Source organism: Nocardiopsis dassonvillei subsp. dassonvillei DSM 43111 (assembly GCF_000092985.1).
In the GTDB taxonomy this organism is placed as follows: domain Bacteria; phylum Actinomycetota; class Actinomycetes; order Streptosporangiales; family Streptosporangiaceae; genus Nocardiopsis; species Nocardiopsis dassonvillei.
Genome location: NC_014210.1, coordinates 4,955,712 through 4,967,610 on the forward strand (window position 1 = coordinate 4,955,712; position 11,899 = coordinate 4,967,610).

Annotated in this window: 11 protein-coding genes; 5 read left to right on the forward strand and 6 right to left on the reverse strand. The window is 72.3% G+C overall.

What is annotated here, in order from left to right; genetic code table 11:
• Window positions 1–104 precede the first annotated feature (104 nt).
• Together NDAS_RS20515 and NDAS_RS20520 are read right to left on the reverse strand one after the other, a co-directional pair.
• Complete coding sequence (locus NDAS_RS20515) at window positions 105–473, reverse strand: STAS domain-containing protein (protein ID WP_013155152.1); 369 nt, start codon at window positions 471–473, stop codon at window positions 105–107.
• Window positions 474–624: 151 nt separating this feature from the next.
• Window positions 625–1,176, reverse strand: coding sequence for an ATP-binding protein (locus tag NDAS_RS20520; protein WP_013155153.1), 552 nt, complete (start codon window positions 1,174–1,176; stop codon window positions 625–627).
• Window positions 1,177–1,474: 298 nt separating this feature from the next.
• Here NDAS_RS20520 and NDAS_RS20525 point away from each other — a divergent pair, with 298 nt between their 5' ends.
• Window positions 1,475–2,383 carry a helix-turn-helix domain-containing protein gene (locus tag NDAS_RS20525; protein WP_013155154.1) on the forward strand — a complete coding sequence of 303 codons (909 nt, stop codon included), beginning with the start codon at window positions 1,475–1,477 and terminating at the stop codon, window positions 2,381–2,383.
• A 528-nt stretch (window positions 2,384–2,911) separates the two neighbouring features.
• The gene (locus NDAS_RS20530) at window positions 2,912–3,148 is read left to right on the forward strand and encodes a DUF397 domain-containing protein (RefSeq protein ID WP_013155155.1); all 237 of its coding nucleotides are present in this window, start codon (window positions 2,912–2,914) and stop codon (window positions 3,146–3,148) included.
• A gap of 271 nt (window positions 3,149–3,419) precedes the next feature.
• Here the strand turns inward: NDAS_RS20530 and NDAS_RS20535 are convergent, their stop codons facing one another.
• A complete protein-coding gene (locus NDAS_RS20535) occupies window positions 3,420–4,766 on the reverse strand; it encodes a KamA family radical SAM protein (RefSeq protein WP_081461763.1) in 1,347 nt (448 codons plus the stop codon).
• Between the two features lie 346 nt (window positions 4,767–5,112).
• On the opposite strand from NDAS_RS20535, the gene plsX reads away from it, so the two are divergent.
• The 3 genes from plsX (at window position 5,113) to NDAS_RS20550 (ending at window position 9,143) form a co-directional block, all read left to right on the forward strand.
• Window positions 5,113–6,237, forward strand: coding sequence for a phosphate acyltransferase PlsX (gene plsX / locus NDAS_RS20540; RefSeq protein WP_013155157.1), 1,125 nt, complete (start codon window positions 5,113–5,115; stop codon window positions 6,235–6,237).
• A 214-nt stretch (window positions 6,238–6,451) separates the two neighbouring features.
• Window positions 6,452–8,197 carry an arginine--tRNA ligase gene (gene argS / locus NDAS_RS20545; protein WP_013155158.1) on the forward strand — a complete coding sequence of 582 codons (1,746 nt, stop codon included), beginning with the start codon at window positions 6,452–6,454 and terminating at the stop codon, window positions 8,195–8,197.
• A 337-nt stretch (window positions 8,198–8,534) separates the two neighbouring features.
• Window positions 8,535–9,143, forward strand: a complete 609-nt coding sequence (locus tag NDAS_RS20550) for a YceI family protein (RefSeq protein ID WP_013155159.1) — start codon at window positions 8,535–8,537, stop codon at window positions 9,141–9,143.
• A gap of 55 nt (window positions 9,144–9,198) precedes the next feature.
• Here the strand turns inward: NDAS_RS20550 and NDAS_RS20555 are convergent, their stop codons facing one another.
• From NDAS_RS20555 to NDAS_RS20565, 3 genes are all read right to left on the reverse strand, one after another.
• Complete coding sequence (locus NDAS_RS20555; protein ID WP_013155160.1) at window positions 9,199–10,104, reverse strand: ribokinase; 906 nt, start codon at window positions 10,102–10,104, stop codon at window positions 9,199–9,201.
• Window positions 10,101–10,928, reverse strand: a complete 828-nt coding sequence (locus tag NDAS_RS20560) for an exodeoxyribonuclease III (RefSeq protein WP_013155161.1) — start codon at window positions 10,926–10,928, stop codon at window positions 10,101–10,103. Before NDAS_RS20560 ends, NDAS_RS20555 begins: the two co-directional genes overlap by 4 nt.
• A gap of 133 nt (window positions 10,929–11,061) precedes the next feature.
• On the reverse strand, window positions 11,062–11,832 hold the full coding sequence (locus tag NDAS_RS20565) for a DUF1963 domain-containing protein (RefSeq protein ID WP_013155162.1): 771 nt from the start codon (window positions 11,830–11,832) through the stop codon (window positions 11,062–11,064).
• Window positions 11,833–11,899: the final 67 nt, after the last annotated feature.

Genomic DNA, 11,899 nt, shown 5'->3' on the forward strand with positions numbered 1-11,899 from the left:
CGCGTCCTCCTTCGTACCCGGGGACCGGCGTGTCCGGGGTCGGCCCGTGTGCGGAGCGGGCTGCGTACGGGGCGGGTCCGCTCCCCCTCGTGGGAACGCTCCCGTCAGCGCGGTGCGCCGTGCCCCGACCCGTCGTGGGCGGAGCGGGCGGCGGAGACGTCGGGGTGGGTCGGCAGGACCGCGCCCAGCGCCAGGACGTCGAGGATGCGGGTCAGCTGGCGCGGGGGGCAGGCCAGGAGAAGGTGGTGCCGGGCCCCCGTGGCGAAGCGCAGGGCCCGCACGAGGGCGTTGACGCCCGAGGCGTCGATGAACTCCACCGCGGACAGGTCCACCACCACGCAGCCGTCGGCGGCGGCGGCCGTGATCCGGGTGAACGCCTCCTCGGCGGTGGCGATGTCGATCTCGCCGCCCAGCTCGACGACGGTGATCCCGTCACAGACGAACTGGTCCTGTTCCGTGTCCAGCACGGTCACGCCTCGCTCCGGGATCGGGTGTAGGGAACTCTGCTCAGGACGCGGTCGGCCAAATGCCGACATGCGTTGACAGCCTACTCTTCCCGGACGGCCCGTCCGGTGCCGTCCACAGCCCCGGAGTCCTTTTCCGGCGTCGCCTCACAGGCGCGCGTCAGCCCTCACCACCGCATATCGCCCACACGATTTTTCCGCGGTTACGCACCGGTTCCCAGCCCCATTCCCGGCTGAAAGCGGAGACGAGACCGAGACCCCGACCCGACTCCGCGAAATGGTGGGCGTCCACTCTGACCGGGGCTTTCACGCTGGAATCGGCGACCATGCACACCACTCCGCCCCGGCCGCCGTCGAGGCGGCGCAGCTGGACCACGACGCGGCCGTGCGGGACACCGCGCTCGGGGAGGGCGTGGCGGCAGGCGTTGCCCACGAGTTCGGAGACGATCAGCCGGACGTCCTCCAGCTCCTCACGGAACCCCCATCCCTCCAGGGCCCCGGAGGCGAACTCGCGCGCCCGGCGCACCGACTCCGGCGAGGCCGCGAACGCGCCCGCAGCCGCGTCCCTCGTCCGCGCGCGCTCCCCGACCGAGAGACGGCCCAGTGGGTCGTCCCACCAGCCGCCCAGGAGTGCCTGGGAGGCCTCCGCGAGAGAGGGGCGGCTCCAGGAGGGCTCGGAGTCGGTCTCCGAGGACACCAGCTCTGCGTTCATCACGGTCCTCACGAGTGCGCTGTCGGTTGACCCGTCCGCGGGGCCATCGTGGCTTACATCTGTAAGACACAGATGCACGTGCAGCTCAACGTCCGGGCTAGCGTATAGGACGAAGCACCCTTATTGGTAGATCCCTTGCGCAGAATTCACAGACAGGCATCCGTGTTTACTTCAGGCCCGTAAGGGGCTCATAGGCCCCAGCCCAATCCATGTCCTCCCCTGTCCGTAACGGAACCCCGTGGGTATACTGAGCGGTCGCCCGCACCAAAGCCGTTACAGTCGTTGCACAGGAGGCGATGTGGTCGCCGAAGAGGCACAGAATCTACAGGTCACCCAGGATTTCCTGGCCAATTCCAGCGGTGGCCCCACCGTGCTGCGCATTCTCCTGGGAACGCAGCTGAGGCGGCTGCGGCAGGAAAAGGGGATTTCGCGGCACGACGCCGGGTACGCCATCCGCGCCTCCCACGCCAAGATCAGCCGCATGGAGCTGGGCCAGGTCAGCTTCAAGCGCCGCGACGTGGACGACCTGCTCAAGCTCTACGGCGTGGACCGGGCGGACCAGCGCGAGGCCCTCCTCGGGCTGGTCTCCAGCGCCAACGCCCAGGGCTGGTGGCACAAGTACGGCGACGTGCTGCCGAACTGGTTCGGCGTCTACGTCGGCCTGGAGGAGGCCGCGTCGATCATCCGCACCTTCGAGGTGCAGTTCGTTCCGGGCCTGCTCCAGAGCGAGGACTACGCGCGCTCGGTCATCCGCCTGTCCCGGACCGCCACGTCCGACGATGACGTGGACAGTCGTGTGCAGATGCGCATGCGCCGCCAGCGCAGATTCGTCGAACCGGACGCGCCCAGACTGTGGGCGGTCATCGACGAGGCCGTGCTGCACCGCCCCTACGGCGACACCCGGGTGATGCGCGGGCAGATCGAGCACCTGATCGAGATGGCCCGCCGCCCCAACATCACCCTCCAGATCGCCACCTTCGCCATGGGCGGCCACCCCGCCGCGGGCGGCCCCTTCAGCATCCTGCGCTTCCCCACCCCCCAGCTGCCCGACGTGGTCTACCTGGAGCAGCTGAGCAGCGCCCTGTACTTCGACAAGTACGACGACACCCACCGCTACGCGCAGACGATGGACCACCTCGCCACCCAGGCGCCGCCGCCCTCCGCCACGGAGGAGATCCTCCGCGGCTTCCTGGAGCGCTACTCCTGACCCCCGCCCACGCCCACCGGTTCCCGAGCCCCTGACCGGGGTGCCCGCCTCGGGACGCCCCTCCCCCGCCCCCGGATCGCACCACCGGATCCCCGCCCCGGAAGCCTCCCCGCCCCACCGGTCGCTCCCACCGCCGCCCCACGCCTGGTCGCCCTCCGCGCCCGGGCGTTCGCTTTGCGCACACGAAACCGGTCCCCCGATGGTCGCCTTCGGCCACGACCGGACAACGATCCGCGCGGGCCGAACCCCCCGCTTCCCCCGACGCGTTAGGCGTGACGTGCGGTTCTGTCTCCGAACCGCCCGACGCGCTTGCATAAGTACTTACCGCCGTAAGTACGAATGCACGTGCATAAGCTACGCTTTGGCTCGCACCGGGGATGAAACAGCCCAACGGGGGACAGGGCCACCCATGCCCGGGGGTCGTCTTCCCGGTGGGGACCGGGGGTTCGACACAACGGGCGCGGCGGACTGGACCGCCGCGTGTGGACACACCCCGCTCACGCGTCCCCCACGTTCCAGGAGGTTGAGATGCATCCGATCTACAACGGCGTTCCCGCCAGCCGTCTGCCGAAGGTCGTCTGGACCAAGAGCAGCTGGAGCAACCCGGACGGGAACTGCGTCGAGGTCGCGGCGCTGCCGGACGGGGACATCGCCGTGCGCAACTCGCGCGACCCCCAGGGACCGGCGCTCGTCTACACCCCCGCCGAGATCGAGGCCTTCGTGCGCGGCGCCAAGACCGGAGACTTCGACGCCCTCCTGAGCTGACCCGACTCCCCCGCCCCTCAGACCATCCCGGAAAGGGTCCGCGTCGAGGGCCGCCGCGACCACCCGAACCCGTCCGGCGGCCCGCACTCCGTCCACGACGCGGACGCGAGCGGAGCCCGGCACCACCGCGGTGCCGGGCTCCGTCTTCGTGTCCGGGGTTGCGCGCGGCGGACGGGACCCGCCCCAGGGACGCTCCAATTCCCCTGGGACGGGACCGCCGTCCGCCCCTCCCCCGGCCCCGGGGCCGGGGACGCGCGGCGCCGGTTCGTGGCTACAGGCGGGTGGGGTCGACCAGGCCGCCGGGAGCGCCGACCGGGGACTGCTCCCACGGCAGGTGGGTCGCGCCCAGGGCGGGCTTGAGGTCGAACAGCCACGCGGCCTTCTCGTCGTACTCGGCGAAGAAGGGCCTGCCGACCAGTTCGGGGTCGCGCGCCTGGATGAAGTGCAGGACGAAGACCTTCTGGCCCGCCACCTCGGTGACGCCGTCCACGCAGACCTTGCCCGGGGTCGCCGACATCGACGGGCCGCGCACCGTGCGGGCCAGTCCCGAGACGCTCTTGTAGGCGCCGCGGAAGATCTCGTAGGCCTCCGCCAGCGGCACCGCGAAGTAGTCCTGCGGACCCGTGTCACGCTCGACGAACATGTAGTACGGGACCATGCCGTGCCGCAGGTGGGTGCGCCACATGCTCTCCCACACGGCGGAGTCGTCGTTGATCGTGCGGATCAGCGGCGCCTGCGTGCGGATGACGGCGCCGGTCGCGCGGATGCGGCGCACCGCCTCCTGGGCCAGCTCGGGCCGCATCTCGTTGGGGTGGGAGAAGTGGGCCATGAACGCGAGGTTCTTGCCCGAGGCCACGACCTTCTCGAACAGGCGCAGGGTGTCGTCGGCGTCCGGGTCGGTGACGAAGCGCTGCGGCCAGTAGGCCAGCGCCTTCGTGCCGATGCGGATGGCCTCCAGGTGCTCGATCTCCAGCAGCGGCTCGATGTACTTGGAGATGACCCCCTCGCCCATGATCATCGGGTCGCCGCCGGTGAACAGGACGCTGGTGACCTCGGGGTGCGAGCGGACGTAGTCGACGAGCTGGTCGATCTCGCTGGAGGCGAACTTCAGGTCGGCGTCGCCGACGAACTGGGCCCAGCGGAAGCAGTACGTGCAGTACGCGTGACAGGTCTGCCCCTGCTTGGGGAAGAAGAGCACGGTCTCCTTGTACTTGTGCTGGACGCCGGGGATGGGCTCCTCGTTGGCCAGCTTGGGCACGTTGAGGTCCATCTGGCCCGCGGGGTGCGGGTTCAGGCGTGCGCGGATCTGGTTGGCGGCCTCGTTCAGCTCCTTGCGCTGGGCGCCAGAGCGCAGCAGGTCGGCGATCCGGGACACGTCGTCCTGGGGCAGCATGTCCGCCTGCGGGAAGACCAGGCGGTAGATCGGATCGTCGGGAGCCGCGTCCCAGTCGATCAGCTCGTCGACGACGTAGCTGTTGACCCGGAACGGCAGCACGGTGGCCACCGCCTGCACCGCGAGCCGCTCGTCGGCGGCGAGCCCGGCTCGCGTGGTGAGCTCGTCGAGGTGTTTCGTGGTGTAGGCACGAAACCGACGTCCGGCGGACGGGGAAGTTGCCACGTCTGGCGTAACGCTCACGCCTCTCCTCTCTGCGGGTGAGCAGGGTGCCCGGCGGGTTGGTGCGGGCAGCCCTGAGCCGGCGGTTCCGGTGCGCGTGCGCACCGGCGGACCACCGGGAAGGTGTTCGATGTGGTTGTCGCGTGCCGCCGGAGGGTGATCACACCCCGGGGCAGCGAGCGGATATACCCCGTTTGGGGACTTTTATCCATCATGCGGGAAGTCCAGTCCTGACCTGGACATACGGGAAGTATCCTCGCATGAGTAGACGAAAGTGCCCGACGGCGCCGCCACGGCGCGACCCGATACCGTGTCACCGCGTCCGCCCACCACACCCGTGAGGGAACAGTTGACTGGTACACCCGACGCGGAGGCCTCCGTCGCGCGGCGCTCCTCCCCGCCGATCATCGCCGTGGACGCGATGGGCGGCGACAACGCGCCCGCCGAGATCGTGCGGGGGGCCGTGCTGGCCGTCCGCGAACTCGGCCTGCGCGTCCTGCTGGTGGGGCGGCGCAGCGAGATCGCCGCGCTGCTCGCCGAGGAGGGCGCGCTGCGCGACATCCCCATCGTGCACGCCGAGGACAACCTGGCCATGCACGAGGGCGCCCTGGCCAGCTGGCGGCGGCCCCGCTCCAGCGCGGCCGTCTCCTGCCGCCTGATCCGCCGGGGCGACGCCGACGCCCTGGTCTCGGCCGGTTCCACCGGCGGGATCGTGGCCACCTCCACCGTGCGGCTGCGCACCCAGCCCGGGGTGCTGCGCCCGGCGCTGGCTGTGACCCTTCCCACCGGCGAGACGCCCACGATCATGGTGGACGCCGGGGCCAACGCCGACGCCAAGCCCGAGATGCTGGTGCAGTTCGCGCACCTGGGCTGCGCGTACGCCCAGACCGCGTTCGGGGTGCGCAGGCCCAGGGTGGGCGTGCTCACCATCGGCTCGGAGCCGGGCAAGGGCAACAAGCTGGTGCGCCGGGCGACGGAGCTGCTGGCGGCCACCGCGGAGGGGCCCCCGGCGATGGACTTCCGGGGCAACATCGAGGGCCACGACCTGCTCGCGCGCAAGGTGGACGTGGTGGTGACCGACGGCCACACCGGCAACGTGGCGCTGAAGTCGGTGGAGGGCACGGCCGCGTTCGCGATGGAGGCCGTGCACGCGGCGCTGACCTCCTCGACCGCGGCCAAGGCGGGCGCGCTGTTGCAGCGCAGGGCGCTGCGGAGCCTGCGCGAGCGGCTGGACAGCGAGACCTACGGCGGCGCCGCGCTGCTGGGCCTGAACGGGACCGTGGTGATCGCGCACGGCGACAGCCGGGCCAAGGGCGTGGCCCGCGCCTGCCAGCTGGCCAACGACCTGGCGGGCGGCCGCATCGGGGAGCAGATCCGCCGCCGGGTGCACAGCCGCCCGCCGAACTGGCTGCACCGCCTGGCCCAGTCCGAGGCGCCGGGGCAGCGGGGCGCGGAGCAGACCGAGGAGCGCTGACAGGGCGAGGGGAAGCCCGAGGAGCGCTGACGGCGGCCCGGGACGGGGCGCCGGTAGGCGGGCAGCGCGAAGCGGACGGCGCCTGGGGACCCCCTTGTATCCAGGTTATTTCCGGCCGACGCACCGCGCCCAGCCCTTCCGGGGGCCTGTGGACAACCGCCCGCTCCGACCCGTACGGGCCGGGAGGGGCGGCTCCGGTCGGTACGCTTGGGGCATGGCCGACCCGCAGGAAGTACTCTCGCGACGGGTCCAGTCCGCCCTCGGCGCCGCCTTCGGCCCCGAGTTCGCCGACACCGACCCCGTCATCCGCCCGTCCCAGTTCGCCGACTACCAGGCGAACGCCGCGCTCGCGCTCGCCAAGCGACTGGGCCGAAAGCCGCGTGAGGTGTCCGCGGCGATCATGGAGCACCTGGACGTGGCCGACGTCTGCCGCGACGTCGAGGTCAGCGGGCCGGGCTTCATCAACCTGACGCTGCGCGAGGACTGGATCGCCGGGCAGACCCGCCGGCTCCTGGACGACCCGCGGCTGGGCGTCCCCGAGCAGGAGCGCCAGAACATCCCGCTGGACTACTCCGCGCCCAACGTGGCCAAGGAGATGCACGTCGGGCACCTGCGCACCACCGTGGTCGGCGACGCGCTCGCGCGCACCCTGGAGTTCCTGGGCCACAACGTCATCCGCCAGAACCACATCGGCGACTGGGGCACCCCCTTCGGCATGCTCATCGAGCACCTGCTGGAGGTGGGCGAGGACTCCCCCGAGGCGGACCTGGTCACCACCGACCCCAACGCCTTCTACCAGGCGGCCCGGACCAAGTTCGACTCGTCGGGCCCCGGCCCCGACGACTTCGCCGCGCGCGCCCGCCGCCGCGTGGTCTCCCTCCAGAGCGGCGACGAGGAGACGCTGCGCCTGTGGCGCAAGCTCGTCGGCCTCTCCAAGGTCTACTTCAACAAGGTGTACGCCAAGCTCGGCGTGACCCTCACCGACGAGGACCTGGCCGGGGAGAGCAGCTACAACGCCGCGCTCGCCGACGTGTGCGAGGAGCTGGAGGCCAAGGGCATCGCCGAGATCAGCGACGGTGCCCTGTGCGTGTTCCTGGAGGGCTTCACCGGCCGCGAGGACAAGCCCGTCCCGCTGATCGTGCGCAAGAGCGACGGCGGCTACGGCTACGCCACCACCGACCTGGCCACCGTCCGCCACCGCGTGGACGACCTCAAGGCCGACCGCATCCTGTACGTGGTCGGCGCACCGCAGGCCATGCACTTCAAGATGGTGTGGGCCACCGCCCGCGAGGCCGGATGGCTGCCGGAGGGCGTGGAGACCGTCCACGTGCAGATCGGCAACGTGCTGGGCAGCGACGGCAAGATCCTGCGCACCCGCAGCGGCGCCCCGGTGCGCCTCATGGCGCTGCTGGACGAGGCGATCGAGCGCGCCGCCGCGGTGGTCGCGCAGAACCGCCCCGATCTGGACGCCGAGGGCCAGGCCGAGATCGCCCGCCAGGTGGGCATCGGCGCGGTCAAGTACGCCGACCTGTCGGTCGCGCACGACACCGAGTACACCTTCGACTTCGACCGGATGCTGGCCCTGACCGGCAACACCGGCCCGTACCTGCAGTACGCCCAGGCCCGGATCCGGTCCATCTTCCGCAAGGGCGGCCTGGAGCTGTCGCAGGCCAGGGGGGACATCAGCGTCTCCGAGGGCGCCGAGCGCGACCTGGCGCTCAAGCTGCTGGAGTTCGGCGCGGTGGTGGCGCAGGTCGGCGACCTGCTCCAGCCGCACCGGCTGTCCACGTACCTGTTCGAGCTGGCGCAGTCCCTGACGGCCTTCTACGAGCACTGCCCGGTGCTGACCGCTCCGAACGAGGCCGAGCGCGAGTCGCGCCTGGCGCTGGTCGCGGTGGCGTTCCGGGTCCTGGTCCAGGGTCTGGACCTGCTGGGCGTGGAGGCTCCCGAGCACATGTAGCGGAGCCCGCGCGGGTCCACCGGACGCGTGTGTGGGAGGAGGCCGGGGCGGCAGCGCCCCGGCCTCCTTCGTGTGCGCGCCGGCGCCCGTGGGCGCGCGGTCCTTCGCGTGCCGTGTCCACCCGGAAACGCACGGCTGACCGGTTCCGGCCGCCCAGGACCCTCCGGGAGATCTCACACGGCACGAATCGCCTCGTCAGAGGCGGTTCCAACACGTGCGCGGCCACCGAGTCGAAGATCTCGCCTCCGGCCGGGCCGGAACTCCGTTCTCCGTCGGGGCGTCAGACCTAAAGTATGTGGACAAAAGCCCCAGATAAGACAAAAGGGAGAAATCGGTAATGACAACCGCCTCCGCGCAGGTCGGTCCCGGACCCGGCACCTGGTACCTCGATCCCCTGCACTCCAGCCTGATCTTCGTCGCCCACTACCTGCGCTTCGGACGGGTCCAGGGCACGTTCGGCCAGGCCTGGGGCCGCGTCGCCGTCGCCGAGGAGCCCGAACGGTCCGCGGTGGAGGTCGTCCTCGACGCCGCCAGCGTCAACACCGGCGTGGGCGCGCGCGACGCCCACCTGCGCTCCCCCGACTTCCTGGACGTGGACCACCACCCCGAGCTGCGCTTCGCCTCCACCGGGCTGGAACCGGGCGGACGCAACCCCCACGCCTTCCGCCTGCACGGCGACCTGACCATCCACGGCACGTCCGTGCCCACCGTGCTGGACGCCCAGTGGGTGGGCGAGGCCCCCGACTACGCCTCCCCCGAGGACACCCACGGCCACTTCTTCTCCGCCACGACCCGGATCCGCCTCTCGGACTTCGGCGTGGGCGACGGCGGGCCGGTGCCCTGGGGAGGCCGCATGGTCGGCGACACGGTGGACATCGTGCTGGAGGTGCGCCTCCAGAACCAGGACCCCGCCCCCTTCCTCCGCCAGATCGGGCACGCGCCCTGAGGAGCGCGCCCGAACGGCCAGGGCCCGCGGGAGCCGGGGAGGGGCGGCGGCGGGCTCAGCCGCCCAGCAGCGCCTCGACCTCGTCCCGGGAGGCCATCGACGAACTGGCGCCGTGCCGCTGGACCGAGAGCGCGGCCGCCGCGGCGGCGAACCGCATGGCCTCCTCGGGCGTGCGGCCCTCCGCGCGGGCGACCGCGAACGACCCGCAGAAGACGTCCCCGGCCGCCGTGGTGTCCACCGCCTCCACCCGGCGCGCGGGAACGTGCAGCGGCTCGCCCCCTCTGCGGCCGTGGAGCGAGCCGTCCTCGCCCAGGGTCAGCAGCACCTCCGGAACCAGTTCCAGCAGCGCGGCCAGCGCCTCTCGCGGCTCGGCGCGGCCGGTGATCGCGGCCGCCTCGTGCTGGTTGGGCACCAGGACGTCCACCGACTCCAGGAGTTCGGCGGGCAGTTCGCGTGCGGGAGCCGGGGTCAGGTAGACCGGGACGCCCAGCTCGCGGCCGGTGCGCGCGGCCGAGACCACCGCCTCCACGGGCAGTTCGAGCTGGAGCAGCAGGGCGGCGCTGCCCCCGATGATCCCGGGGTCGCCCGCGGCCACGCCGGTGACCTCGCCGTTGGCCCCGGGCACGACGATGATCGAGTTGCCGCCCCCGCCGTCCACGACGATGTGCGCCACCCCCGACGCCCCGGGCACCGTGCGCAGCCCGGACACGTCGATGCCGCTGCCGACGAGGTTGGCGCGCAGGTCCTCCCCGAAGGAGTCCTCGCCCACCGCGCCGAGGAAGGCCACGTCGGCCCCGGCCCTGGCCGCGGCCACGGCCTGGTTGGCGCCCTTGCCGCCGGGCACCTGGCGAAAGGCCGTGCCCGTGACCGTCTCCCCGCTGGCGGGCACCTGTTCGACGTAGGCGACCAGGTCCATGTTGACGCTGCCGAAGACCGCCACGCGCGGCGCCGCGGCGCTCACTTGTCCGCCTCCCTGGCCACGGCCTCGCCGGTGTCGCCGTCCAGACCCACGATGACCGGGGCGTGGTCGGAGGCGCCCTTGCCCTTGCGCTCCTCGCGGTCGATGCTCGCGCCGCTGACGCGGTCGCGCAGCGCCGGGGAGGCGAGCACGAAGTCGATGCGCATACCCCTGCGCTTGGGGAAGGCCAGGCCCTTGTAGTCCCAGTAGGTGTACACGCCGGGACCCGGGGTGTAGGCGCGCACGACCTCGTCGAACCCGGCGCCGACCAGCTTGTCGAAGGCCACGCGCTCGGGCTCGGTGACGTGGGTGCTGCCCTCGAAGGCGGCCATGTCCCACACGTCCTCGTCGCGCGGGGCGATGTTGAAGTCGCCGACGTAGGCGATCTGGGCGCCGGGGTCGGCGGCCAGGCTGGCGGCGCCCGCCTCGCGCAGCGCCTCCAGCCAGCGGAGCTTGTAGGCGTAGTGGGGGTGGTCGACCTCGCGCCCGTTGGGCACGTACAGGCTCCACACCTGCACGCCCCCGCAGGTGGCGCCGATGGCGCGGGCCTCGGCCTCCTCGGGGTCGCCGTAGCCGGGCTGGCCGGGGAAGCCGATCCGCACGTCCTCCAGGCCGACGCGGGAGGCGATCGCGACCCCGTTCCACTGGGACAGGCCGTGGTGGGCCACCTCGTAGCCGCGGTCGGTGAGGACCGAGGCGGGGAACTGGTCGTCCCGGGCCTTGGTCTCCTGGATGGCGAGGACGTCGACGTCGCTCCGGTCCAGCCAGGCGCCGATCCGCTCGGCCCTGGCCCGGGCACTGTTCACATTCCATGTCGCGATACGCACAGCAGAAGGCTAGGCCATGGCGGCGACGGGACCGGCCTCGCCGGGGAGCCGGTCCCGCGTGTCCGCCACCGCGCCTGCGGCCTCGCCGGAACCGCGCGGAGCGGGCCGCGCCGCCGCGGCGCCCGCGCGGCCGTCAGGGGTGGGAGCCCAGCACCCCGCCCACCGCCTTCGTGAAGTCCATCGCCTCCAGGTCGTGCCGGTACATGACCCACACCGCGTACCCGGTCCAGCCGGGGGCGCCGTACATCCCGTAGTGGGCCTGGGCCAGCAGCACGCGCTCCCCTCCGTCCCGCTCGTAGTCCGCCGGGGTCTGGACGAAGGGCGGGTCCTGCGGCGAGTAGGCGTACCCGCCCAGGATCAGGTCGGACCGGCGCACGTGCTCCAAGCCGTCGTACTGGTCCAGCCGGTGCTCCCGGTAGACCCGCTCGGTCTCCCCGTCCGCGACGACGGCGCCGTCGGCACCCGTCGGCATGCTCCAGGCAGTCCGGGCGTAGAGGGGGTACGGATCGGTGTGGGGGGTGCCCTCGTCGGGGACGCGTTCGACCGCGGCCGCCCCCGAGGGGACGTGGACCACGGCGCCGTCGCCCGCGGACCCCTCCAGGTCGCACCGGTTGGCGAAGAACAGCAGGTGACCGTCCTGCGGCAGCGGGAAGTCGAGCACGTCCCGGGGCAGGGCCGCGCAGTCCACGGAGGCGATGAGGTCCGGGAAGCCGTTCCAGTCGACGTCCGGTGGGAGGACGGGGCGGCCGCCGTACCGCCCGGCGAGGACCCCGCCGCCGCCGTCCGCGGGACCCAGCCCGATCTGGGGGCGGGCCAGGCGCAGGCCCGTGTCGACGGCGTGCTCCGGCACGCCGCTCCTGCGGGCCGCGTCGCGGTACTCCTCGAAACTGTCCATGACGGACATGCTGTCGCATCGGGGGGACATCCCGCCGCGCGGGTGCGCGCGTGACGGGAACGCCCGGTCGGGGGCG